The 25092-nt window shown below is 39.2% G+C and carries 23 protein-coding genes; all 23 read right to left on the bottom strand.

All coding sequences use genetic code 11. The annotated features are described in order from the left end of the window. Positions 1–54: 54 nt before the first annotated feature. On the bottom strand, positions 55–1164 hold the full coding sequence (locus tag ACY8DT_RS10755; protein ID WP_462420306.1) for an XdhC family protein: 1110 nt from the start codon (positions 1162–1164) through the stop codon (positions 55–57). Between the two features lie 291 nt (positions 1165–1455). Continuing rightward, positions 1456–2676, bottom strand: a complete 1221-nt coding sequence (locus tag ACY8DT_RS10750; RefSeq protein WP_462420305.1) for a CynX/NimT family MFS transporter — start codon at positions 2674–2676, stop codon at positions 1456–1458. 130 nt (positions 2677–2806) lie between these two features. Then, the gene (locus tag ACY8DT_RS10745) at positions 2807–3337 is read right to left on the bottom strand and encodes a hypothetical protein (protein WP_462420304.1); all 531 of its coding nucleotides are present in this window, start codon (positions 3335–3337) and stop codon (positions 2807–2809) included. 155 nt (positions 3338–3492) lie between these two features. Beyond that, on the bottom strand, positions 3493–3924 hold the full coding sequence (locus ACY8DT_RS10740; RefSeq protein ID WP_462420303.1) for a pyridoxamine 5'-phosphate oxidase family protein: 432 nt from the start codon (positions 3922–3924) through the stop codon (positions 3493–3495). Positions 3925–3991: 67 nt separating this feature from the next. Next, the gene (locus ACY8DT_RS10735; protein WP_462420302.1) at positions 3992–5179 is read right to left on the bottom strand and encodes a DUF5780 domain-containing protein; all 1188 of its coding nucleotides are present in this window, start codon (positions 5177–5179) and stop codon (positions 3992–3994) included. A 96-nt stretch (positions 5180–5275) separates the two neighbouring features. After that, a complete protein-coding gene (locus ACY8DT_RS10730; RefSeq protein ID WP_462420301.1) occupies positions 5276–5800 on the bottom strand; it encodes a hypothetical protein in 525 nt (174 codons plus the stop codon). Between the two features lie 48 nt (positions 5801–5848). Then, on the bottom strand, positions 5849–6421 hold the full coding sequence (locus ACY8DT_RS10725) for a YdcF family protein (protein ID WP_462420300.1): 573 nt from the start codon (positions 6419–6421) through the stop codon (positions 5849–5851). 18 nt (positions 6422–6439) lie between these two features. Then, positions 6440–7681: a GNAT family N-acetyltransferase gene (locus tag ACY8DT_RS10720; RefSeq protein ID WP_462420299.1), complete on the bottom strand. Its 1242-nt coding sequence runs from the start codon at positions 7679–7681 to the stop codon at positions 6440–6442. Positions 7682–7715: 34 nt separating this feature from the next. After that, positions 7716–8870: a DegT/DnrJ/EryC1/StrS family aminotransferase gene (locus tag ACY8DT_RS10715; RefSeq protein ID WP_462420298.1), complete on the bottom strand. Its 1155-nt coding sequence runs from the start codon at positions 8868–8870 to the stop codon at positions 7716–7718. Positions 8871–8906: 36 nt separating this feature from the next. After that, complete coding sequence (locus ACY8DT_RS10710; RefSeq protein WP_462420297.1) at positions 8907–9509, bottom strand: sugar transferase; 603 nt, start codon at positions 9507–9509, stop codon at positions 8907–8909. A gap of 2 nt (positions 9510–9511) precedes the next feature. Then, positions 9512–10786, bottom strand: a complete 1275-nt coding sequence (locus ACY8DT_RS10705; protein WP_462420296.1) for a nucleotide sugar dehydrogenase — start codon at positions 10784–10786, stop codon at positions 9512–9514. Beyond that, on the bottom strand, positions 10779–12134 hold the full coding sequence (locus ACY8DT_RS10700; protein ID WP_462420295.1) for a phenylacetate--CoA ligase family protein: 1356 nt from the start codon (positions 12132–12134) through the stop codon (positions 10779–10781). The genes ACY8DT_RS10705 and ACY8DT_RS10700 overlap by 8 nt, the downstream gene beginning before the upstream one ends. Then, entirely contained in the window at positions 12100–13275 is a 1176-nt protein-coding gene (locus ACY8DT_RS10695) for a glycosyltransferase family 4 protein (RefSeq protein ID WP_462420294.1), read from the bottom strand. The genes ACY8DT_RS10700 and ACY8DT_RS10695 overlap by 35 nt, the downstream gene beginning before the upstream one ends. A gap of 67 nt (positions 13276–13342) precedes the next feature. Beyond that, entirely contained in the window at positions 13343–15190 is a 1848-nt protein-coding gene (locus ACY8DT_RS10690; protein WP_462420293.1) for a polysaccharide biosynthesis protein, read from the bottom strand. A gap of 121 nt (positions 15191–15311) precedes the next feature. Beyond that, positions 15312–16019, bottom strand: a complete 708-nt coding sequence (locus ACY8DT_RS10685) for a CpsD/CapB family tyrosine-protein kinase (RefSeq protein ID WP_462420292.1) — start codon at positions 16017–16019, stop codon at positions 15312–15314. A gap of 18 nt (positions 16020–16037) precedes the next feature. Further along, on the bottom strand, positions 16038–16712 hold the full coding sequence (locus tag ACY8DT_RS10680; protein WP_462420291.1) for a YveK family protein: 675 nt from the start codon (positions 16710–16712) through the stop codon (positions 16038–16040). Between the two features lie 20 nt (positions 16713–16732). After that, positions 16733–17836, bottom strand: a complete 1104-nt coding sequence (locus tag ACY8DT_RS10675) for a sugar-transfer associated ATP-grasp domain-containing protein (protein WP_462420290.1) — start codon at positions 17834–17836, stop codon at positions 16733–16735. Between the two features lie 106 nt (positions 17837–17942). Beyond that, positions 17943–18995, bottom strand: a complete 1053-nt coding sequence (locus ACY8DT_RS10670) for an NAD-dependent epimerase (protein WP_462420289.1) — start codon at positions 18993–18995, stop codon at positions 17943–17945. An 18-nt stretch (positions 18996–19013) separates the two neighbouring features. Beyond that, positions 19014–19781: a formyl transferase gene (locus tag ACY8DT_RS10665; protein ID WP_462420288.1), complete on the bottom strand. Its 768-nt coding sequence runs from the start codon at positions 19779–19781 to the stop codon at positions 19014–19016. Further along, entirely contained in the window at positions 19774–20751 is a 978-nt protein-coding gene (locus tag ACY8DT_RS10660; RefSeq protein WP_462420287.1) for a polysaccharide deacetylase family protein, read from the bottom strand. Before ACY8DT_RS10660 ends, ACY8DT_RS10665 begins: the two co-directional genes overlap by 8 nt. Before the next feature lie 501 nt (positions 20752–21252). Beyond that, on the bottom strand, positions 21253–22377 hold the full coding sequence (locus ACY8DT_RS10655; protein ID WP_462420286.1) for an O-antigen ligase domain-containing protein: 1125 nt from the start codon (positions 22375–22377) through the stop codon (positions 21253–21255). 140 nt (positions 22378–22517) lie between these two features. Next, on the bottom strand, positions 22518–23699 hold the full coding sequence (locus ACY8DT_RS10650) for a glycosyltransferase family 4 protein (protein ID WP_462420285.1): 1182 nt from the start codon (positions 23697–23699) through the stop codon (positions 22518–22520). Positions 23700–23784: 85 nt separating this feature from the next. Then, on the bottom strand, positions 23785–25008 hold the full coding sequence (locus ACY8DT_RS10645) for an O-antigen polymerase (RefSeq protein WP_462420284.1): 1224 nt from the start codon (positions 25006–25008) through the stop codon (positions 23785–23787). Positions 25009–25092: the final 84 nt, after the last annotated feature.

Raw genomic sequence — 25092 nt, 5'->3', positions numbered from 1 at the left:
CTGCCAATACTAAAATATTGATTTTAACCACCTTCACGGAAAACGGTTTCAATTCTAAGTATGAATAGCACCAACCTTATTTAATAATGAGGTAGCGGTTTTACCGTTTTTAACTTTTAATATTTCAGCTAAGATACTCAGGGCAATTTCTTCTGGACCTTCAGCACCAATGTCCAGTCCCACAGGATAATGAATATCATCTCTTTTCTCAGAAAAATTTAAAGCGTTCAGTAATTTTTCTGTTCTTTTTCTGGAGCCGAGAATACCCAGGTAGTTTATATTGTGTTTAAATAAATGCTCAAGATACATCTTATCTTTTTCAAAGTGATGAGACATCACTACTACAGCTACGTCCCCCTCAAATGAAATTTTCTCTAAATCATTTTTATTTGAATATAAAAATCTTTGATCAGCATTTGAGAAATAATTCCCTTCTATATACCCAGGTCTGTGATCCACAACTTTGACATACCAGTTCAGATTTTTTGCCTGATCAGCTAATGGTATTGCATCGTGCCCTGCTCCTAAAATAATAAGTTGAGAGATAGGCTTTATAATCTCTACAAAACAATTAACCTCTATTAATTTTTCAAAATGTTCAGCTTCAGCATAAAAAGTAAGTATATTATTATGACTAAACTCACCTTCAATATTCGTCACTAAAAACTTTTCATTATTTTTACTTTGAATAATTCTTACAGCATCATTGTTAAGGAGATTTAATTCTCCTGGTGAAAAATATGCTTCATCTTCACTTTCTAAAATAGTAAGCACACAATATTCAGTTGGACTATTCAAAGAAAAAGAGTATATATCTAATAGATTTTTAGCTTCTTCACTTTGTGTAATTGGATCAAAGATTTGCAGAAAAATTTCCATGCCGCCATCACAACCCACTCCAAAACCAAATATCGGATCGTCGTCTTCCAAGTTATAGAATATGTGCTTAGGTTCACCGGTTTGAAATACATCCTGACAATGTGCATAGATATCACCTTCTACACAGCCACCACTCAGAACGCCTTCATAACTTCCATCCTCGTAAAAAATACTCTTTGCTCCCGTTTGCCTATATGTGGATCCTACTGTATTGATTATTGTCGCTATTACGACTTTTCTCTTTTCTTCCCAGTTCTTATTAAGCGCTTTCACAAATTTAAGCAATTTATTCACCTCGCTATTTTTACTATGCATCTTATTCTAGATGCTTTCTAATCAGAATAGATTAAATATTCTGTCAACAAGGTTTAAAATTTTTCTGCCAAAAATGATTTAAACAGTTAATAACCCCAAAAAACTTAACTATATTATTATTAAAGCAATATATTTAAAGTTTTTTATTCGACTAAACATAAAAAAAAACGATTTTCATAACGGAAAATCGTTTTGTTCTTATTAATTTAAATTTTTTAAAATAATAGTTACAGTTTTAAAATCACATCGAAATGAGCTCACCTAGACCCTGCTTTCCAGCTCGTCTTCAATATAAAACTTCCGTGTCGCGACCATGCCTGCACCAAAAAACATCACAACAATGAGCAGATATAAGAATAACGCCGGTGTCCAAGAATCAGTCACATCATATAAGTAACCGATCAAAAACGGCCCGATGGCAGCAAGCAGGTAGCCGATGGACTGTCCGAATCCTGATAAGGAAATGCTGCCCGAGTCTGTTCTTGCTTTCAATGAAAACAGCAGCATGCATGTGCTGAATGCAGCGCCTGTACCGAACCCGATGAATATCATGCTGATGACGAGCAATCCGAAGGATCCGGCAAATAACAGCAGATAACCGGTCAGCAGCAATCCGGTGATGAACATCACAATCACTCTCTGGCTTTCGACTTTACTTGCGAGTATCGGGAATAAAAAAGTCATCGGCAGCTGGGCGAACTGGCAGAACATGAAGAAATATCCTGCTGTTTCCGGTGAAAACCCTTTGTCCATCAATATTGACGGCAGCCAGGCGACGTTCGTATAAAATGTCGTTGACTGGAGGGCAAACATGATGGCGATGGCCCATGCCATTTTGGACTGCCGCATCTTACGTTTCGGTGCACCACTGACATCGCCCTTCGCTGCCTGCAGTCCTTTCCCCGCACCACGCAGCTGCGGAATCCAGATGATCATCGCCACAATCGCAATGACAATCCATATCGAAAGCGACAATTTGTACCCCAATCCGCTCAATTCAGCGAGTGGGACACTGACCCCGCTGCCAAGCCCTGCGGTCAAGTTCATCGTCGAACTGTATATGGCCGTGATGAATCCCATCTGAAGCGGGAATTTCCATTTCGCATAACTCGGCAGTGTGACGTTGCCGACACTGATTGCGACACCGAGCAGAATCGTCCCGATTACGAACCATTCAAGCGACCCCAAAGTCCTTATGTATAGTGATATGACTAAAAGTATGATCGCATAAAATAGCGTCACCGGCATCGTAAACTTTTCGACTGCTTTGGAAACAAATGGCGACACTGCAGCAAATGTCAGAAGCGGAATCGTGGTGAGCAATCCTGCGACCGTGTTCGTAATCATCAGATCATCGCGGATTTCATTAATGACCGGTCCCACTGCCGTCAGCGGTGCACGGAGCATCGCAGCTACTGCAATGATGCCGATGATCAGTATTATATTATCTTTCAGTTTCTGTGATTGTTGAATGTTCTGCATAACGGCACCACTTTCAAATTGATAATCAGTTTACTTTAAAGCTATATCTTTTAATGATAATATGCAATCCTTATAATAAAAAAGAGACGATCCCTGTCGATAGGAACCATCCCTCTGATTGTAATAAATATCATTTTTTACAAGTGTTGGGAACATCTACATTGTTTACGATGTTACTGTGAAAATCTCTGAAACAGTGCAGATGTCTTGGATTCATATTGTGCAGCACATGCGTGCGCACCACATCTTTGTCATCGATCACCTTTACATAGAGGACACCCGTTTCGTAATGTGTCTTCTCTCCATTTTCAGCGAACTCGAGATCCAGCTCTATAATTTTCTTAAATGGATAGTGGGTCACTTTCCAATCCAACTTTTCAACGTCTTCATTGAAATTGGACGTACTGACTGTGACGATTTCTTTTTCGAGCAGGAAATATATCCCCACGCGTGTGAAATTCATCAGACACGTCCCCATGCAGTGTGCATTTTCCGACCGGTAACTTTCATAGTATGCATATTTTTTCAGAGAGTCATTCGCGCTGAGTATGAACTGCAGTTCCCTGCCTTCCAGTTCATATTTATATTCCAAAACTTCCTCAATGCTTTTGGGCAGTATGATGCTGTCGAGATATTCATTCAATGTGGGATAGGATATCATCGTCCATCCTCCTTCATTTACAATATAATGGTAGATATTAATATCTTTCCCTCTATGAACTGTCATTAATCACAGTGTTCATACCGCTTCAAATGCACACTTATTGGAAATAAAAAAGATAGCAATTCCCTCAGGAACACTATCTCCTTCATAGCTCATCCATTAAATTCAATAACTTCCGGTTTATCGATCTCATCATTCGCATTCATCAATTTAATCTCTTTTGGCATGAACTTCAAGACGATAAGTACCTCTTCCTCTTCCAGATCAAAACGCTGATGATCTTCCCGCTTCCACAGCCAGTCGATTGTATCCTGTTCCATGACAACTTCTGTTTCTGCCAGAATCTCCAAATAGCTGGACTCGCTCTCAGCATCGTACCCGAGTATAATGTAAGAAAGATTATTCTTTTCGATTTTATCGACGTTTACCGATTCCGCTATTGTTTTTGCATAAAGGTTTTTACCATCGTTATAGAGAAGCATATAACGGCTGTAGGGGACATTGTCATAAGCAGTGGATACAATCCCTCTCTCTAGCGTTTCAAAAATTTTTTCGATTTTCTTCCAGATTTCTTCTTTTTTCATGTTTACCACCCTCTTATATAAATGCCTTCAATATAATATTGATAAACATAAATTTCAATGAGACACTCTACAAATCAGTGAATTTTTCTATCTTCCATGACCCATCTTCGAATATTATATTATAACCTGTTCTATATTCATAAATTTGATCTAAATTATCATTTGTTCGTTCAGACAATACTTCAACATAAATATTATTGCCGGATTCAGTATATTCCACAACTTCTACAGAATAAATAGTCAGATTTGGAAAATAATCATTTAGCACATTTTCTCTCATCTGATTGTAAGCTCCCGACCTTGGTACTAAATCACTTTCAATTATTGAAAAGTCACCTAAAGCATAAGCTTCTTCCAAAGAGTATAAGTAGTCAGTGATAAATATCTCTGCTTCTCTTCTGCTGCTGTCATCAGAATCACTGCCATCACTTGATTGTGTTGTTCTTGATGTAGATTCAAACCTATTGAATATAGTTTCTTCATGTCCTTCAATATCGGCAAGTCGTTTTCCTTCGTAAATTTTTGAGAAGTCATCCAATAACGGGTTTTCAAACTTTTCTCCATTAAATCCTTCATATTCGACTACAATCGATTTAATGGAATGTATCGCATCCATTTCTTCAGTGAGTTCGAATCCATAGTTTCTGCCATGAGTTTCTCCTGGTGCTATATTTACACTTTCTCCCGTACCCGTATATAGATAGGAACCACCGCTGAAATCCCAATCGCCCTGAATTCGGATTGGCAGACCGTTGTCATCCCAGGCCACATAACCATAAGTGATATTATTGATGTCAGTATCAGAATTGTTTTTGATAACAGTTGACAGCATGTCAGGATAAAGCGCCTTATACTCAGTATCCTGTATCAGATATTGAGTATTTTCTACGACAACATCCTGCTCTAGTAACTTCTGTTCCAATTGAACCGCATCTAAGGTTTCATCATCACTTTTTACTGCTGGAAGATTTTCTTCCTCATCTTTTTCAGAAATTACTTCCCTTGCTTCTTCATTATCGGAACTTGTTTCTTCAATTTTTTCAGGACTTTCATCGTCTTCAGAAGTTTCAGCAGAAGCTGTATCTTCAGCTGGTATTTCTGCAACTTCATTATTTGAGTCAGAACTGAATATAATAACCCCTAAAAATAAAAATATACCCAATAACGCAAATGCAATGAGACCCAACAAAAAGTTTTTCATTACATCTAACCCTTCCTTATAATAAAAATCGACAGCTCCGCAGATTGTTGGCATCTGAAAAGCTGCCCATCCATTATCTTAATCATATCCCATTATCTAACAGTTAAGGGCCGATTTTGGTACATAATTTTGACATTTATAACTTTATATTCAGGCACCCCTTATTCTCCTGTTATTCATGATGTTTGAGTAAAAATCTCTGAAGCATTCGATATGTTCGGGATTTATGTTGTGAAGTACATGGGTTCGGCTGACCCCCTTATGATTTCTCACTTTCACATAGAGTATCCCTGACTCATATTTCTTATTAATGATATTTTCAACCATCTCGAGATCGAGGGCTTCAATCACTACAAAAGGAAAATGATTGATCCGCCAGTCGGGTTCGGCACCGTTCATCTCTTTTAAATTAGATGTGCTGACCGTCACAATTTCATTATCCAGCAGAAAGTACAGCCCGACTCGCGTGAAATTGAACAGGCATGTTCCGATGCAGTAGACTTTCTTCACCTTATAATTTTCATATCCAGCATACTCTCTCAAAAACTTGTTGGCACCAATGATAAATTCCATTTCTCCATTCGTGAAATCAAATTTGGAATCTAATACTTGTTCAATCGTCTGCGGCAGTTCGACTTTGTTCAGATGATCATTCATAGTTTGATAAGAAATCACGGTCATCACCAACTTCTTTCAAAATGCACTGCACACTCTTTGACTCTTCTAATCTGGTATATCTATAAATTTGTACAGTCCCAGTCTGTAGCCCCATATCTTGTAAAATTCTCTGAACCAGAGAATTCTGGCATATGACCTTTCATGCCACTTCTCCCCTTCATCACTAAGCGCAGCAACGTAAGTTAAAGCAAAATCATTCTCATTGACCCTTTCAAAAATCATTTTTGAACGTTTTAAATGCCAGTCGCTTGTGACAACTACAGCACTGTCCATTTCAAGTTCCTCCATCATCTCCAGTGTTAAGGTGGCGTTTGTATAAGTGCTGGTTGCCTCAGTTTCTTCAATGATTGCCTCATCCGGAATACCGAGTACATTGGCAAACCCTCTGCTCTGTGAATAAAATTCATCCATGATCGGTGAAATCATCACATAATCAGCATAACCTGAGTGATATAGCTCAGCCGCTTTTTGCAACCGTCCCTGATCTCCCCCGAGCATGATGATGACATCCGCTTCCACCGGTTCGTCTGTTGCACTATGGTTGAAACTGTCGATGATTGCCAAAACGATGAACAGTAAAATGATGCAAATTACAATGATAATGATTCTAATCTTCATTTGGCCACCTCAGTCTGTTCACCGGTAGGCAGGGAAGAATGATCTGTCTTTATCCATCCCCCTCATCTTACACAGCTTGTCATATACTTCCTCATTCCAAATCTTCTTGCCGATATAAAAATCGAACTCTGTATGTTTGCTGAAACGCTTTTTAAAATGAAGCACAGGATCGTCTTCAGCATTGGATACTCCACCCCCATAATGAATCTTGGAATATCCGTTTTCCACGCCCCATTTCATCGAAGCATACTTCAGCAGATAGGCAGGTGAAAGCTCCAAATGCTCAGGCTTCGTCCCGTTCAAATGATCATGAATGATGTCTCCCGATAAGAAATAAAGCCCCATGGCAATGATTTCATCTTCAAATTTTACACTGATGGTCAAAATGTCATCATGGAACTTATCTTTCAACGCATAGAAATATTCTTTGTTGAAGTAATAGAACTGTCCCGCATTATGACGTTCCATCGTCGTGTTATAAATGTCGATGAATGTTTCTATATCTGCAAAACCTTTTTCAACGTGAAATGAAAACCGGTCATCTCTGAGCCGTTTCCTTATTTTCGTCCGGGCAGTCCTTGAGAATTCATTCTGGAATGTATCCTCAAATTTTTTAAAGTCGGTGCCCACAGTTTTCCTCATATATGTGGTATCGTATATATCTTTGAAATCCAACTGATTCTGCTCAACAGGATGAAACCTGATAAATTCTGAAACGATATTATTATTATGGCAATACAGTTTGAAACATTCATTGAATTCGGATGTGATTTTATTTAAATCGGTATGACTGTGGACGACCGGTCCGCCATATCCGTACGGTGAAATCAGATCGTAATATTTCTCACCGTCTATCGTCGTATGAATTTCCCTTTTGATGGCACTGTGGGTAACATGGCCATGTTTGCTCCAGATCTCAAAAAACTTGGCTTCCCCGTTTTCAATCAGTTCATTGAGTTTGGCATACTCCTTTGTAAAGTAAACATCTATATTCTGTCTGGCATCAGAATCCCTGGCAGGATCCATGACTTTTAAATAAGTCATTAATGAATGTGCCGGTTCCTTTTCATTTCTTATGTCTAATGCATCCACTTCAGCCGGTCCGTCGTTTGAAACACTCCTCATCATTTTTCTTTTAAACTTGGCCACCCTTATTCTAGTGACAGCAGCATCATCGTGTAATGCAGGTTCAATCAATTCCGGTTCAAGAAGTTTTTCTCTAAATGTCCCCTGTTCAGCACCCATACTGTTTTGAGTCATATCTTGACACCTCTCCCTAATGAGCTAGCCCGTTTCAGGCTGTAATTCTTCTTGCAGGCAGCAGCTCTCTGAATAACAAAATAACTCTGTCTACGTCTTCTTCAGACATGTTCGTATCCGAAGGCAGACATAGTCCGTATGCAAATAGATACTTGGAATTATCCCCGGCTTCTTCGAAATATGCATTGCTTTCAAACATTGGTTGAAGATGCAGCGGTTTCCATACCGGCCGTGCCTCAATATTATTTTTTGCAAGGCGCGTTATGACATCTCTCGGTCTGATAATCGTTTTTCTGGGATCTATCGTCAATGTCGTAAGCCAGCGGGTATGGAAAGCACCTTTGATTTCAGGCATGAAATCAACTGCAATGATATCGCTCAACCCTTCAACATATCGTTCGAATATTTTACGTTTCTGTTTGATCCGCTCATCAAGCACTTCCATCTGACCACGCCCGATCCCTGCACTTATATTACTCAGACGATAATTATATCCTACTGAGCAATGTTCATAATGGATTGTATCTTCTTTAGATTGTGTCGCTTTCTTAAATATTTTTTTAACAAGAATCTCGTCATCGGAGACAACCATGCCGCCTCCGGAAGTGGTAATTATCTTGTTGCCGTTAAAAGAAAATATGCCAATTTTTCCAAATGTACCGCTTGCCTGCCCCTGGTATGTGGCACCGAGTGATTCTGCAGCATCTTCGACTACAGCCACACTGTATCTGTGACATATTTCTAAAATCTGATCCATTTTAGCAGACTGGCCGTAAAGATTTACAACGACAACCGCTTTTGGCAGTCTATCCGTCATCCTATGAAATTTTAACGCTTTTTCCAATGCTGCCGGTGACATATTCCAACTTTCCATCTCTGAATCGATGAACACTGGTGTCGCTCCCAGATAGAGAATCGGGTTTGCACTGGCTACGAATGTCAGTGATGAACAAAAGACGATGTCTCCCTTCCCAACACCCAGAACATCCAAGGCAAGGTGAATCGCTCCTGTACCACTTGATACGGCACATGCTGCATTTGCACCTGTATATTCTTTAATTTCCTTTTCAAATTCATCAACATTTTCACCCAGCGGTGCAATCCAATTTTTCTTAAACGCTTCTTCAATATAATTTTGCTCCTTGCCACCCATATTTGGAGATGATAAATATATCCTATCCAATCCCATATTAATTAGCCCCCTTGCCCTTATAACCTAATGTCTCTATACAGCCGTCTTATCATTCCCCTGAAATGCGGTGGCTGTACTTTCCCCTTCTTCAGTAATCCCTTCACGCTCAATAACTTTTTTAGCAGTCATAAAAATGATTCTCATATCAGTTAAAAAAGTTCTGTTTTCTGCATACCATACGTCCATTTCAAATTTTTCTTCCCATGTGATCGCATTTCTTCCATTGACTTGTGCCCAACCGGTAATACCGGGTTTAACCGTATGCCTTTTTTTCTGCTTCTCATTATAAAGCACCAGATAATCCATAAGCAGCGGTCTTGGACCGACTAAGCTCAAATCTCCTTTAATGACATTGAGCAGCTGCGGCAGCTCATCAAGGCTTAAAGAACGCATGAATATCCCAAAAGAAGTCAACCGCTCCGTATCAGACAGCAACTGTCCATGTTCATCTTTCTCATCCGTCATCGTACGAAATTTATACAAAATAAATGGCTGACCATACAAACCAGGTCTTCTCTGTTTGAACAACACGGGTCTGCCCATTTTCAACATCACAATAATTGCGATTATGCCTGTCAACGGTAAAGTAAGCAGCAGTACCGTAACTGAGACGATTAAATCGAATGCTCTTTTCATAATTACAGCCTCCAGATCGATTGATAGCCTGTCAGACAATCATCATCCAATATGCCTTTTATATCTACGGCAATTCCATTATCATTCAATAGTTTCATGTAGTCTCCGAGATTCCTTATATATTCTTTATGACCGACAGCAAACACAAGTATATTGGTTTCACCAAGATACTCTTTTTCTACCAAATCAATATCATATAGAGATTTGGCTTCCTCTTCATCTGCCAGCGGATCATGGACGACGATGTTAAAACCAAATGCCTCCAGCTCTTCGACCAGCTCTATGACTTTTGTATTCCTTAAATCAGGTGTGTTCTCTTTAAAAGTCAATCCCAGAATATTGATTGTTGCACCACGTACCGCGATTCCTTTTTCAATCATCGCCTTCACAATGGACAGTGAGATGTACTTTGCCATATTGTCATTGATCCGTCTCCCAGCTAACACCATTTCAGGATGATATCCGAGTGACTGTGCTTTATGGGTGAGATAATATGGATCGACACCGATGCAGTGACCGCCTACCAGACCGGGATAGAATTTTAAAAAGTTCCATTTTGTTTCCGCCGTCTGCAACACTTCTTTCGTATCGACCCCGACCATTTCAAATATAACCGCAAGTTCATTCATTAAAGCAATGTTGACATCACGCTGGATATTTTCTATCAGCTTTGCAGATTCTGCCACCTTTATACTCGATGCTTCATAGACCCCGGCTTTTACAACTGTCGAATAAACTTCAGCCACAACATTTCTCACTTCATCAGTCTGACCACTGACGACTTTAATGATATTTTCAAATGTATTCACTTCATCACCCGGATTTATACGTTCCGGTGAGTACCCGATATGAAAATCCACTCCGCCCGTCAAACCTGAATACGCTTCCAAAATCGGCAGGCATTCTTCTTCAGTGGCTCCAGGAAAAACCGTTGATTCATAAACGACAATCATTCCTTTTTTCAAAATACTCCCGACTGTTTCACTGGCTTTGTGAAGTGGCAACAAATCAGGCTGTTTATGAATATTTATCGGAGTCGGCACCGAGACAATGATGAAGTCCGCTTCTTTCAAATCCTCTTTGTTTGTCGTAAACATGATGTCCGTGCTCTTTAAATCATTGCTGGCCACCTCTCTTGTTCTGTCATATCCATTCTGCAGTTCTTCAATTCTTGATTCGTTGATATCAAATCCAACCACTCTGTCCAATTTTCCGAATGCTACAGCGACCGGCAGACCAACATAACCTAAACCTACTACCCCCACTTTTCTATGCAACAACATCACCTACTTCATTTATGATGAATCTTACTTTACCGCTTTTTTCTTTTGAAATATTATTTGTATAGTTGAAAGTGATTTGAATATCTTCCCCGAGCATCCGGTACATTCTCTCTCTTATCTGTCGTTCCTCCATGTCGGTATAACCACTGTCTTTTACGATATTCACCACAAATTCATTCATGGCCTTCTGGATGAACTGAGCCTGGACTATAACCTCTTCATGACCGTCCATAAGGAACATAACAATATTAGTCATTACCTTATGTCCATCAGTATGATATAGGTAATCCGCTTCTTTTCCCATGATTTTCACGATGTTGAAGTCTGCTTCAAATGAATTGAAGTATTCCCTATCAGAGTCGACTTCAAAAAGATCGCCTATTTTATACCGTACAATCGGTGTCGCATAATTGATGAAACTTGTCATTACCCCTTCATATATCCGGCCTGAAACTTTATAGAACTCCACAAGACCGGTCTCATCACCAATTTTATAACCGCCGTCCCGGGTGCCGTATATGAATGGTGCCCCTTCCGCACTTGAGTACTGATCGATGACGACCGTATTAAATGCCTTTTCCAAATCTTTTTTAATATATGGCAACAAAGTCTCTGCGGTCGGGAATATCGCTTTAACATCCCAATCAACTTTAATATCATTTTTGAGGATATACTGTGCCACCATATGCATCGAATAAGGCATACCGTCAAAAGATACGGGTTTGAAACGCTTCAGACTTTCATATATTTTCCCGACATTATCAGGTCTCATGCAGCCTGTGGAATATAACATTTGACGCATTGGATGGTTGTACCGCCACATTTTATCTTTATGATCGACCGGCGTGAGCTCCTGCCCGGTAAATGAAGCACGTTTTGAAAATGGCATCACACCATTAATATATTTAATGTAATCAAGATAAGCCATGCGTTCCTCACGATCATATTCCGAGTCATAGACAATGAGGTTGGCACCGGTTGTCCCGCTCGTCCTGGATATCCGTATGATCCCTTCCTTCCACGAGCGCTCCTCCAGCTCATTTCTTAATTCGTTCTTCACAGTGAACGGCAGTTTGAAAAAACTTTTCATAATATCATCTTCATCCACTTCAATGTTTTGATAAGCCGCGATGTTATCCTTTAAATGATTCATAAAGTGTATCAGTTTCTGTTCTTTGTCAAAATCTCCTTTAACATACTTTTTAAGTGCATTTTGATAAATCTTTCTGTATCTTTCCCTTTTCAGCTTATATCCGTATGCGCTGGTCATAACATGCTGTATGAATATCGGCGACTTATAATATATGTCATGTACTTTGAATGTTTTGATCTTTTTCAGCATTTTCATCCCCCTGTTTACAGATGCTGTCATAAAAATCCAGAAATTTCCGATGCATGATATCTCTATCAAAATTTTCAGCGATGAATTCCCTTGAAACGCTTGCCATCTCTTTTCTTTTTGCATCATTTTTCATCAACTCATCAATCGCTTTGACAAGTCCGTCCACGGACTTACTTTCAGTGATCAAACCTGTTTTCCCGTGTTCTACTGTGTCACTTGCACCTGTAGAATCAAATGTCACCACTGGCACCCCCATACTTTGAGCCTCGATACTGACATTTGAAAATCCTTCCCGGTAGGTCGGCAGGATGAATAAATCCATCAAGCTGTAGTAATAATCCATTCCGTCCGTATAAGGTACATAGATGATATCCCGGTGTTGATGGATGAGATCAGCATTTTCTTGTTTCAAAGGATCACTGCTCTCAAAATCTCCAATGAGAAGTAATTTCAAACCACCGTTCACCTTATACAACTTTTGAAAAGATTCTATGAGTAGATCGATGCCTTTGTCCTTAGTCAGACGGCCGGCATACCCTATGATGAAGTCCTTGTCATGAATCTCCAGTTTTTCCTGTAATCCATTTAAGTGCTGGTCATCAATATTTGACGGATTGAATCTGTTCAAATCGATACCACTGCTGCTCCCTCTGCCTATCCTTACAATTTTACTTTTCCGAGTTAAGTTCCGCCGTATGACTTCATGCTCCATGCTGTCTGAAATGACCATGACATGCGTACTGAAAGTACATGCGATTTTCTCTGTTGTATTGAGTATCATTTTTTTTAGTCCAGTCACTGTTTCTAGACGCAGACCCCTTATCATATATATTCGTGTTCTGATGCCGCATATAAATCCTGCAGTCATCCCCAATAATCCCGCTTTGGGCGTACTGAAATGTATGATATCCGGATTCTCTTTCCTCAAATATTTACTCAGTTGAAATAATGTTTTTATATCTTTGAAAGGGCTGATTTCTCTTTCAAACGGTATATGTTCCACCTCAAGCCCTTCGTAAGGCGATTCGAAGTCTTTATTGCAGACGACTTTCACTTCATAACCGTTATCCCTTATAAAATCAACCTGGTCTTTGATGAAAACTACAGTCAAATACGAAGTAACCCCCTGTATCATCTTCATTCCCATCGACACCCCCTTACCCGCTTGCATTTCTACTCCCTATCACACCTAGACAATATTCATAATTTCAGCTTGCACGGACTTGATCAAGCCTTTCCTCTACCTCTTTTTCCTGACATACAAAATTGATGAGAATTTCTTTCAATTCCTGCTCGTTGATACTTAAGAAAAGGTTTATCTTCTCTTCTATTACTGACAATGATGATTCTGATACTCTGCCTCTGTATATTTTTTCATAAACCTGCTCTGGATGAATCTCACTTTCTTTCAGCAATTCTTCATAAAGTTTCTCACCTGGCCTGATGCCGACAAACTCGATTCCAATTTCATCTTCATTAAATCCACTCAGCCGGATCATATTTTTAGCCAGATCGACTATTTTTACCGGTTCACCCATATCCAGAACAAATATTTCACCGCCCTCGGCAATCGTACCGGCCTGGATCACCAGCCTGGATGCCTCTGGAATTGTCATGAAATATCTTGTCATTCTCGGGTCAGTCACTGTAACAGGTCCGCCCTGCTTAATCTGTTTTTTAAACTTTGGTACTACAGAACCATTACTGCCGAGTACATTCCCAAATCTGACTGCGACCAGAGTGGTATCTTCATTATTTTTATCAAGCGCCTGCACAATCATTTCTGCAAGACGTTTTGTCGCCCCCATTACATTGGGGGGATTGACAGCTTTGTCGGTTGAAATCATTACAAATTTTTTAGTTTTGTAATGACAGGCAGCTTCTGCCGTATTTTTTGTACCGACGACATTATTGCGTACCGCTTCGACCGGGTTATATTCCATCATCGGTACGTGTTTATGTGCGGCGGCATGATAGACGATATCCGGCTTATATTTATCGAACACTTCAAACATACGTTTACGATTCTGGACATCTGCAATGATAGGAATATATTTTATGTTTTCTTGATTGTTCTCCAGCACTTCTTCGAGGATTGTATAAATACTGTTCTCACCATGACCCAGAAGCAATATGGTTCGCGGTCTGAATCTTGCAATCTGACGGACAATTTCAGATCCGATGCTCCCCCCGGCCCCCGTAACTAAAATCGTCTTGTCATTCACCTGACCTTCTATCCCGACAACATCAAGCTCTACCGGTTCCCGTCCAAGCAGATCCTCTACTTCTACATGTTTCAGCATATTCACTTTGAGCCGTCCTGAAAGTACATCTTCAATGTTTGGCATAGTCATCACTTCTACACCATCGATATTCGCTATCTCATGAATTTTCCTCAATTCCGTTTTACTCAATGATGGTATGGCAACCACCACCTTTTGAATTGCATATTTATGGACCAGCTGCTCAATATCGTCTCTTGTCCCCTCAACTCGCACTCCTCCTGCAACCTCCATATTTTTCAATACAGGGTTGTCGTCCACGATGACGACCGGATGCATGCCCATTTTTTTATTGGTAAGCATCTGCCTGATGAGAAGCGTTCCCCCTCTACCTGCACCGACGACCAAAGTTCTTTTCATGCCTTTTCCATTTGTCCGTTTACCTTTGAACTGGTAATGAATCAATTTCCATGACAATCTTGAACCACCGATCAGTATGAGATGCATCATCCATGTAATTAATATTAATCTGAAAAATGTCATATCAATCAGTAGATATATGAGTATCGGTGCGGCTATCATCGTTGCAGTCACGGATTTTGTCACTGCAACCAGTTCTCTGACACTCGCATGCACCCATGCTCTGTGATACAGATTGAAAATATAGGCAAAGATGTGATGACAGATTAGGATGATGAACGCTGCAATACCCAGCACTGCCAATGAATACTCTGAAAAATATGGTATAAGAATGTAGTAGCCGATAAATAAAGATAGCGTTACGATAAGTGAATCGATGAACACGAAGAAAAAGTATCTTTTTTTAGCCCCCATATTACCCTCTACTTTCATAATTCTATTTTTACAATCTATTCTTCTCCTTCCTTTAAGTAATATCTTTTTAAAAACATGAATCACCCATAGTTTCCCCTGTTACATTTACATCATATATTAATCAAGCGTCTGCTGATGCTTGATAGAAATAACGATAATCTTCTTTCTTAGACTTTTTCATCCGCTGGTTCAACACAATACCAATGATATTCGCACTGGATTTCCTCAAAAGTTCGATTGCTTCATTTAATCGATCCCTGTTGTTTTTCTCCACATTCGTGACCAGAATGACGCCATCTACATTTTTGCTTAATAGTTGTGCATCCGTCACTGAAAGTATCGGCGGAGAATCAATGATTACCATGTCATACTCGGTCTTCAGATGAATCATGATTGCATCAAATTTTGATACAGATAACAATTCTGCCGGGTTCGGCGGAACAGGACCAGAAGTCAGTAAGTCCAAATTATTAAAGTTTGTCTTACTGATTACCTGACTGACTGGTATCTCGTTGACTATCGCAGTGGAAAGCCCAACCTTATTTGTAACTTCAAATGTATGATGGCTGGTCGGCCGTCTCAAATCAGCATCGAGCAATAATGTCTTTTTTCCAGCCTGTGCATATGCAACAGCCATATTGGCAGCGACAGTGGACTTTCCTGCAACTGGTGTATCCGAAGTGAATAGTACCGAAGTAATATCCTTCCCGACTCCAGCATACATTATGTTGGTCCGTATACTTCGAAATTGTTCACTTACGACCGAAGACGGATTGGTACCGACAACCAGGCTTCTTCTTGAAGTATCTTTTTTATTTCGTTTTGCCATGTGTATCACCACGCCTTTTCAATTTTCTATCTTATCTATTGAACCGATAACAGGTATAGATAAATGTTTCGATACATCCTCTTCATTCCTGACTGATTTATCAAAGAATGAACGTCCAAATGCAAGTGTCACACCTGCCATCAGGCCGACAACAAGACCCAATGTTATATTGATGAAAGAATCTGGAGCAACTGGAGATGTATCCGCCTCCAAACTTGCCGGTGCAAGGACAGATACGTTATCTACCTCCATGATTTCAATGACCTGTTCTTGAAATACATCAGCTATCTCATCTGCAATGACTATCGCATCCCCGATACTGTCATCTGTAACAGTGACAGTAATTACCTGTGACTGAGCTTCATTTGAAACAGTGATCTGCTCGGACAAATCTCTGATTGGCATGTTCAGATCCAAATTATTAATCACCTCTTCCAATATGATCGGACTGAGGATGATGTCTCTGTATGTCGTAATCAGCTGAAGACTCGTTTCAATGCCCTGGTTATTCAAAGTTTCTGCATTTTCCGGTTGACTGACGAGTATTTGAGTTTCTGCTTCATATTTTGGTGTTAATAAAAAGAAGGTCACTAGAGCCATGAAAAATCCTGTTAACAACGTTAAAGCAATAATCATAAATGCATTTTTCCGCAAAATCTTTAGAACAGCCTCGAGATTCAATGAATCAACCATACTGATTTCCCCCCTTTTCGTTATTTGCTTAGCAGCATCATTTTTTCTGTATTGTCACCGAAAATTGGCTTGCCGCTGACCATTTGTGGAAACCAGACGGACTGGCCAAAGATGTTGATTTCCAACAACACGATTTTTTCATTCGAATCAATTGTGAAATCCCATGAAATGATTCTCATATGCGGTGTTTTTTCATGCATTTCTTTTGCGGCTCTGATGACTTCAGGCACTTTTGAAAGCTTTAAATCTTTAAATACAGTACCTGTGTCCGGGTGATAGCGGAAAATTTCCTTGAAATGCGTATACCCTTCCCTATTCAGCTCGCCCTCATCGGAAACGGCTACAGATACGCCTCCCGCCTGAATATTATCTACATGATTCCCAGCTCTTCCCATGCTCAAAGTCACCGGTGCATGATCGACATGATCATCGATTAAGTAAGTGATGACTCTTAAAGTATTTACTGAATGCGGATAAAGTTCACTCATCTTCGAACTGGGTATGATTCTTTCCTGGACGAGGAAATTTTGATTGTATCCTTCTAATATTTCAGCAACTGGTTTTCCTGATTTAATGTCGATGCCTCCCTTAAAGTTAAAGAGATGAACAGAATCTCCGGAGCTTGAATCCAATGTCGGTTTGATGATGCATTCTCCGATGTTTTTAAGTATTTCCATCGCCCCGTCGTGATTGATGATTTTTCTGTCCCCGCTATAGTAGATGCCACTGTTGTTAATCAAATAAGTATCCGGCAACCGCACGTTTTCAATGTCTTTATAGTAAATCGGATAAAGACTTTTATCACTGATGATTTTTGCGATTTCTCTATTATTGAGCTTTCGTTCAAGTTTTGTCGTAAATATTATTTCCGGAAAATATTTCTTGTTATATGCACCGTTGTAACTCTGATATAGTCTGTGCCATCTCGTCGATATCTTTCTTCCGTAATGTCTCTTCCAGAAATGCTGTACTTCCTTTTCCTGCTGGACACCAAGTTCAATATCTTTATATAGTCGTTTCTTTCTGAAAATATTGAAATACTCTCCTATAAAAATCTTTACAAGATACAAGGAAAGAATAAATTTCATCCCGCCTTTTATTACTGCCTTTAAAATATTTTTCATGACTCTGCTCCCCTCGTTATTAATCTCATAACCTAACTTCTCATAATCGAGATATATTTTTAAAAAAATTATCCATCGCTGACTGAAGACAGAATCTAAAGCACGTTTAAAAGCCCGATACTTTTTTCTCGTCCAAATCAGCCGGGCTCTCTTTCTCATAGTATTCCATGTACCAATCTATAAATTTATTGATACCATTTTGTATATCAGTTGATGGTTTGAAATCGATCGTATTGTATAAATCACTGACATCTGCATACGTGGCCGGAACATCTCCGGGCTGTAAGTCCATATAGTTCTTAACAGCAATTTTACCCAGTCTTTTTTCAATCGCTTCGATGAAAGACATGAGTCTCACCGGTGAATTATTTCCGATATTGTAGACCTTATATGGCGCAGCACTTGATGCTGGATCTGGTTTTTCACCGCTCCATTTTTCATTGCTTTCAGCAGGATGATCAACCAGTCGGACTATTGATTCGATGATATCATCCACATATGTGAAATCACGCATCATATTTCCATGATTATAAACATCAATCGGTGAATTTTCTAAAATAGATCTTGTAAATTTGAATAATGCCATATCCGGTCTGCCCCACGGCCCATAGACAGTGAAGAACCGAAGACCTGTGGTGGGTAAATTATACAGATGGCTGTATGTATGCGCCATCAGTTCATTCGCTTTTTTGGTTGCAGCATACAGACTGACCGGGTGATCAATATTGTCAGAAGTGGAGAACGGAAGTGATGTGTTGGCACCATAAACAGAACTGGAAGAAGCATAAATCAGATGTTTTACATTCAAGTGTCTGCAGCCTTCAAGAATACTTGTAAAACCATTTAAATTACTCGTAATATATGAATGCGGATTTTCCATACTGTAACGCACACCTGCCTGCGCAGCAAGATTAATTACAATTTCCGGTTGAACTTCTTCAAATACCCCCATTACCACCCCGCTGTCCTCAAGATCGATTCGATGATTTTTGACCTTTCCATCCAATAACACCTGCAGTCTGTCTTCTTTCAACTTTTGTGAATAATAATCATTGACGTTATCTATGCCAACGATATTATACCCCTCGTCAAATAAACGTTTCGTCAAATGCGAACCGATAAATCCAGCCACACCAGTGACTAAAATTGTTCTTTTCATTAGATTGGCCCCCTGCCCCTATTTCACTTTCTTAAAAACCCTCCCATATGCATACTGCAGTAATGTCGGATGTGTCCAAATACGACTTTCATCCGAAAGCGGTGTTTCATAAACGATATTTCCATCCAATATCGAACGTATGACAGCGTTATGATTCCTCAGAGCTGCCCCGGTCTGAAGATGCGGATATGTCAAAAAATTATCCTTCTCACTGATACTTACAGTCGTCTGGTCCAGAACCTGGCCCGTATCTATACCGGTGTCAACAAAGTGAGTCGTAACACCAACCAGATCAGTGTCTCCGTTATACAAAGCCCAGTATCCACCATGCACCCCCCTGTATTTTGGTGTGATACCGACATGTATATTCAGGAAATGACAATCAGCAGCATCCAGTATATGGCTTTTAATAATTGATGTGCCGTTGATGATCACCAGATCAGGCTTCATCTTCGATATTTCCTCTTGCATTTGAACCGAATTCACAGAATCGATATACTTTACTTTTTCTGCAGGAATATCTTCCCTGTTCATACCAAATTCTTCGTTGATTGCTTTGATTCTTCGATCAGCACTTCCCCTTAAAAACAACTTCGAATAGACTATGAATAAAACTTGCCCAGCCACTTTCCAAAATCCCAGCCGTTTAACCCGTTTTTTCAAAAACTCACTTTTCTTTTCATCTCCTGCGATGAATACTTTCGAAATATAAAACGACTTTTCAACGTTGTTGTATACATAGTTGGAACTGTCACCCGCACCGCAGATCATTATGATTTTATCCATCTGCCCTCACCTTTTCAACATATGATTCCATACTCTCAGAACTGAAATGATAGGTTTTATTCAAATAATTGAAATGCTCTATGATGCTCTGTAGAAACATGAAATTCTCTTCAGTAAATCTTGAAAAATTGTGAGGATGCCACCATAGATGATAATAATGATTATTTTTAGCTGCATGTGTCATTTCATCTTTGATTCTCTTTAGCTGAAGTTTTTTGAACGGATGACTGGTTCTATTTACCGGGCGGAGAAAACGACTTGCTTTGATATTAAAGATTTTTTCATGAGACCCAACGTTCGTGTGAGTAATATTGCCCGCTATGTTCAAGTAGGTGTCGATTAAATGCAGTGCTCTTATAAAGAAATTGTCTTCCTTTCTTGTTTTATATATGAATTTTTCAGGGTTACCCCTGAAAATATTAATATTATGATTTTCTAATTGTTCTATGTAACTATAATCATACTGATTTCTTGGGAACACGATGCTTGTTAATGAAATCCCTATATGATCTGCGAGATTTCCTGCCAGCATCAGGTCATTATTGAACTGTTCAATCGTCTGTCCCTCTTCCAGAGAATAATAATGGGAAAAAGTGTGAGTACCTATATCCTGGTACTTAGATTCTTTTAATATAGTAACCAGTTCACGCGCGAAAAATACATCATCTGTATATTCATCAGTATCATGTATAATTGAATAAGTTTTATAATTGTTAAGCTTTTCATTTTTATATGAAGGAGCAAGTATACCAGGCTGAATATTTTTCAATTCCATAGCATCATTCATCATGAGTAAACCCACTGTTGACCAGGTCACTCTGATTGCATTTTTTTCAAATACATCAATCAGATCTTCAATAACTGACCGTGTATGTCTGAACCTGTTCAAGTTTCTGCGATAATCTTCACAGTCCAATACGCCCCAGAATAGCTCAAAATCTAAAGAAATGATAAAAGATCCATTTTTCATATTTACCACCACTTTTTTTGGAGTACACTCTAATACATCAAATGTTATATTATAACTTTAGTTTATATTTACACATAATATGATTAAATCCATTATATACACATACAAGTAAATATACAAGTATAATATTTATTATTCATTGTGTTAATATTCAAAACAGTCAACTATCAGAATTATTTGTGTATAATACTGATATTTCCGTGTATGTAAAGAAGTTATCGGGTTTATAAAGCTTATATTCTTTATATATTGAATAAACGATGTATAATATATGAAAACATTAAACTGTATAACACATCATTAAACATGCACTTCAAGTGTGGTTTCAGCCGCTTTATTCCCGTTTATAAATGAATGAAATATGTATGTAAAATATATTTTTATTTTTCTTAGTTTTAACGTTAAAATTATCCTGTATGAAACAAAAAAATAACCGATTTGAATTAAAAGCAATTCAAAAAGGTTGTCATCTCTGTATATCATTTCTGGCTCCTTCAATTCTCACTCTGCTGGTTCACTCCATTTGTCTTTCAACATGTAAGAACTGATTACTAAGTACAATACTATCGGGGAAAAGTAAGTGAACATATAAAGCCAACTGTATTCGAACATACCGATTATAATGAAGGCGATTATAAATACTGCACTGCTCAGAGTTTTTATTGATCTGGCTGCTGCAACAAGTGTAAAAAGGAGTAAGGAAACGAAAAGTATACCAGTCACAATGCCGTAGCGTCCAAGTGTATCGAAAAGAATATTATAGGCATGAAGGAGATCTGTGAAGTTGAAATAGTCATGTCCATCCCCAAACCACTTTCTATTATGGAATACAGTGACCCATAATTCATACCTGGTAGATGTCAGTAAGTTCCAATCGATTCCGTCTCTTCCTACACTGCCGTCGGTAAAGAATTGATACAACGGTCTGAAAAAGAATATCAATACTGCAATCAGTCCGGACGTTACTACGCTGATGAAAATCAGTTTTTGCCGCTTCAAAGTCCGGTACATATAGATGAACCCGAGGTGGATGAAGAAGATGATAAAAAATGTAAGTATTGCTGTTCGGCTCGTCGTTATTGCAAGCAGCAAGGCAAAAGTGATGAGCCCATATAACAGCACCCAATTACTCAACTTCGGCATGATCAGAAAGCCGGCTGCAAATATAAGCACCAGTGTAGATCCTGATTCATTCAATGTTGATTCAGCTAAAAGCAACGACGGGGTCGATAGAATCACAGCTGTAATCAGGTAGACCAGCAATTCCTTTCTCATTCTGAATACAAAGACCAGGATGATCATTATAAGTATCAATGCTTCCAACAGAACGAAATGATGCGCCGCTATCATACTGATGAACATCGACAGTGCATACAAGGACCATAGTGCGAAGAAAGTGATTTTCATTGTGGATAGTGGCCGTTCAATTACAGAGTTTTTGTAAAGGTAGGCGAGAATTGCGGACAGCATCAACCCCATAAATAGTTCCTGCCCCTGGATAATGGTCCGCAGTGAAAGATAGTCGATCATAATCAAGTTTGTAACAACGAAGATCAGTGTGAATAACGAGGTCAAGAATATGCCTGTGGCATCAAACATTTTACGGTCCGGCGCAATCCTTACCATCTGTCCATCCCCTAGATTATAAAGTCTTCTTTTTCTTCAGTGATTTTACTGCCCGGTAATAACTTTTCGCTCCGGCAAGATTTTCGGAGCGAAAAGTTATTATACATGAATATTAAAAGTCACATTCAAACTTGGATGTATTAATTTTTACCGGTCCCGATGATTTCATTTTGAATGAAATTATAGATTGCGTCATCTCTTTTTTGCTGTAATTTCAATCGGTCGTATTTCCCAAGCGCGGCAGAATTTGAAGAGATGATTGCCTTCTGATTTTCATTCAATATGTTGGTAAGCGCCCTCTCAAAAGACGTATATTCTACAGGGGCGAATATGAATCTCTCTTCGATAATTTCCGGCGTGCCGCCTGCATTCGACGCAATGACCGGAATCTGATTGTTCATGGCTTCCAAAACCACTCTCGGCAGCCCCTCGGTCAAACTTGGATGGATGAACAGATCAAGAGTTTTAAACCAATCGTTGACCTCGGACCTGCTTTTCAATTCCCCTTCTTTAATGAGTTTTACAGAAGGATTGTTTCTGTATAATTTCTCTATCCTGCTGTGTTCTCCACCGCCTGCAATGGACAACTCAAATTGTTTCCCGTATTTTTTCGCATACGTCTGAAGAAATTTCAAACCATTATAAAAATTTTTATATGAGACATTCATTGCGCCCATGAACCCGACCCTTATCAATGGATAATCCTTCAGCTGCACTCTTCTCTGCTTCTCTTCCGTCACCTGTGTAGAATCCACTTCCATAGTCACATTGGATATGGATGACTGATTGTTATCATTGGGATAAATGTCCTGCAAATATTGCTCAGTCACATAGATTACCGACCCCGCATTTTTCACTACATTTCTCACTTTCCGGTGATAGTATGGTGCTATGATCTTACCCAGAGCGCCGCCTCTGTAATATAAAGTATCGTAACCGTTCCCCACGACTTCCACGATATAAGGTTTCCTGAATTTCCGAACGTAACGGTAGGCATCTACACCTAAAATACTAGGAAGCCGCAGTATTATGAAATCCGACTGTTCTATGACCGGTTCCATTTTTCTGAGGGACGAGCCTCTGTTTTTCAATGCTCTTAAACTGCTGTAGTTCTCAATCGGGTTAAAAATGATATCGTCTTCATGATGGGCTTTCAATCCATGATTTTTCTGCAGATCTGCCCCTTCTTTTCTGCAAATTATATCCAATTGTCTAATATGGGATAAATAACGTTCCTTCAAACTTGCCACCATTTCTTCCTCCGGATACACTGCCTCACCATTCGCATGAATCGGAAAATCATGTATAAATGTCACTTTCATATCCCTTCCCCCTTTGATGATAACCAACTTATCCTCATACGGACAGCTGTGCCTTACTTGAAACTTAATTTTCCACTTCAAGTAGTTACTCATTTTCAACCCCTGTGCGTATCAGAAAGGCGTAAATATTCAAAGATACAAAGATTAGTATGATCGAAGAAAACTCATTTATAAAGATGCTGATATTTTGCAGCGGTGTGATCAACATCCTTAGCATGATCACTATGATGATCAGGGAAGTGAACAGATAAGTACCTTTCAAATACTTCAACAGAATATATAATGTGGCAGTGAACAATATGACCGAAAACAGATTGCCGACGATGCCGAAAGCATAATGGAACTGCCCGACGAAAGGAATAATCTGTGAAACATGTCCCTCTCCAAATATCCTCTCATTGAATAATACGGTACTGGTTTCCAGTGTATCCGACCGCCACAGCAGATTCAGCCCCAGGAACGGTCTCACTATATCATAGAGAAGTGTGAGTATGGGATTCTGGTTTGAAAGCGGGTCCAGTTCCATGCTTAAAGCCACGTTATAGACCCCGCCCATATAGACTTGCAGATTATCTGTGATGAAAGCAGCCGTGTCTTCTACGATCCTGTACTCGAAAGTCCCTCTGATCTGTGAAATGAGATACAGGGACGTCACGAGGAAAAATACCGAAATGAAGTTATAGAGGATCATTTTACGTTTATACAAATAATTGAGTACAAGAAAAGATGCGACGAACGGCAGTATGACATCCATCCTGTTGACACCGATGAAGATTGAATTCACTGCAAGAACAAAAACGACTGAAAAAAAAACATACAGACCATGTCTGCTCTTTGAATACTGTTTATAAAAATAACTCAACGCAAAGCCGATCAATAAATATTTTGAAATGTAGACGCAGAAGAAAATCAAGTTTTGAAGCTGGTTCGACTCACCGACATTTTCGTCAACACCCAGGCCCAAAAAACTGAGTTCATGAAAGACGAGCGGAGATACGAGAATCGTGAATATGATGAATAACATGTAGACGAATTCCCTGAATGGATGGTTGAGCTTCAAATTCAGTTTCGTCCTGTATAAATTGATATCCATGTCCTTCAAAAATAAAAAGTAGAAGATGTTGATAAGTATGAACTCCACTCCCATTAAAGCGACAGCCATATCATAACTGCTTTCTGCAGGGGGCATATGTCCTCTGCCCGTGTACCAGCCTGTATAGACTACCATGAAATTCAGCACGACGAACCTGAGAAAATACAGGAAATATATCAGATTGATCACAATCTTCTTCGAACCGGACCAGCTCATAATGACCGCAAAGATACCATAGAGAAAAGGCAGCAAAAACACTTTATCATAACCGTAATGAACATTATTGACAAAAACGTAAAC

It is taken from the genome of Salinicoccus sp. Marseille-QA3875 (assembly GCF_054950095.1).
Note: the sequence above shows the minus strand (reverse complement) of the source record. Positions and strands in the feature narration are given on the sequence as shown.

What these genes read in the sequence shown, in the direction of transcription:
- ACY8DT_RS10745 (WP_462420304.1), bottom strand. Translation starts at nt 3,337, where the DNA reads ATGATATCCTATCCCACATTGAATGAATATCTCGACAGCATCATACTG.
- ACY8DT_RS10645 (WP_462420284.1), bottom strand. Translation starts at nt 25,008, where the DNA reads ATGAGCTGGTCCGGTTCGAAGAAGATTGTGATCAATCTGATATATTTC.
- ACY8DT_RS10685 (WP_462420292.1), bottom strand. Translation starts at nt 16,019, where the DNA reads ATGGCAAAACGAAATAAAAAAGATACTTCAAGAAGAAGCCTGGTTGTC.
- ACY8DT_RS10710 (WP_462420297.1), bottom strand. Translation starts at nt 9,509, where the DNA reads ATGAAAAGAGCATTCGATTTAATCGTCTCAGTTACGGTACTGCTGCTT.
- ACY8DT_RS10655 (WP_462420286.1), bottom strand. Translation starts at nt 22,377, where the DNA reads ATGGTAAGGATTGCGCCGGACCGTAAAATGTTTGATGCCACAGGCATA.
- ACY8DT_RS10680 (WP_462420291.1), bottom strand. Translation starts at nt 16,712, where the DNA reads ATGGTTGATTCATTGAATCTCGAGGCTGTTCTAAAGATTTTGCGGAAA.
- ACY8DT_RS10700 (WP_462420295.1), bottom strand. Translation starts at nt 12,134, where the DNA reads ATGCTGAAAAAGATCAAAACATTCAAAGTACATGACATATATTATAAG.
- ACY8DT_RS10740 (WP_462420303.1), bottom strand. Translation starts at nt 3,924, where the DNA reads ATGAAAAAAGAAGAAATCTGGAAGAAAATCGAAAAAATTTTTGAAACG.
- ACY8DT_RS10670 (WP_462420289.1), bottom strand. Translation starts at nt 18,995, where the DNA reads ATGAAAAGAACAATTTTAGTCACTGGTGTGGCTGGATTTATCGGTTCG.
- ACY8DT_RS10725 (WP_462420300.1), bottom strand. Translation starts at nt 6,421, where the DNA reads ATGAAGATTAGAATCATTATCATTGTAATTTGCATCATTTTACTGTTC.
- ACY8DT_RS10660 (WP_462420287.1), bottom strand. Translation starts at nt 20,751, where the DNA reads ATGAAAAATGGATCTTTTATCATTTCTTTAGATTTTGAGCTATTCTGG.
- ACY8DT_RS10735 (WP_462420302.1), bottom strand. Translation starts at nt 5,179, where the DNA reads ATGCCAACAATCTGCGGAGCTGTCGATTTTTATTATAAGGAAGGGTTA.
- ACY8DT_RS10720 (WP_462420299.1), bottom strand. Translation starts at nt 7,681, where the DNA reads ATGACTCAAAACAGTATGGGTGCTGAACAGGGGACATTTAGAGAAAAA.
- ACY8DT_RS10750 (WP_462420305.1), bottom strand. Translation starts at nt 2,676, where the DNA reads ATGCAGAACATTCAACAATCACAGAAACTGAAAGATAATATAATACTG.
- ACY8DT_RS10650 (WP_462420285.1), bottom strand. Translation starts at nt 23,699, where the DNA reads ATGAAAGTGACATTTATACATGATTTTCCGATTCATGCGAATGGTGAG.
- ACY8DT_RS10665 (WP_462420288.1), bottom strand. Translation starts at nt 19,781, where the DNA reads ATGGATAAAATCATAATGATCTGCGGTGCGGGTGACAGTTCCAACTAT.
- ACY8DT_RS10695 (WP_462420294.1), bottom strand. Translation starts at nt 13,275, where the DNA reads ATGAAGATGATACAGGGGGTTACTTCGTATTTGACTGTAGTTTTCATC.
- ACY8DT_RS10675 (WP_462420290.1), bottom strand. Translation starts at nt 17,836, where the DNA reads ATGAAAAATATTTTAAAGGCAGTAATAAAAGGCGGGATGAAATTTATT.
- ACY8DT_RS10690 (WP_462420293.1), bottom strand. Translation starts at nt 15,190, where the DNA reads ATGGGGGCTAAAAAAAGATACTTTTTCTTCGTGTTCATCGATTCACTT.
- ACY8DT_RS10715 (WP_462420298.1), bottom strand. Translation starts at nt 8,870, where the DNA reads ATGGGATTGGATAGGATATATTTATCATCTCCAAATATGGGTGGCAAG.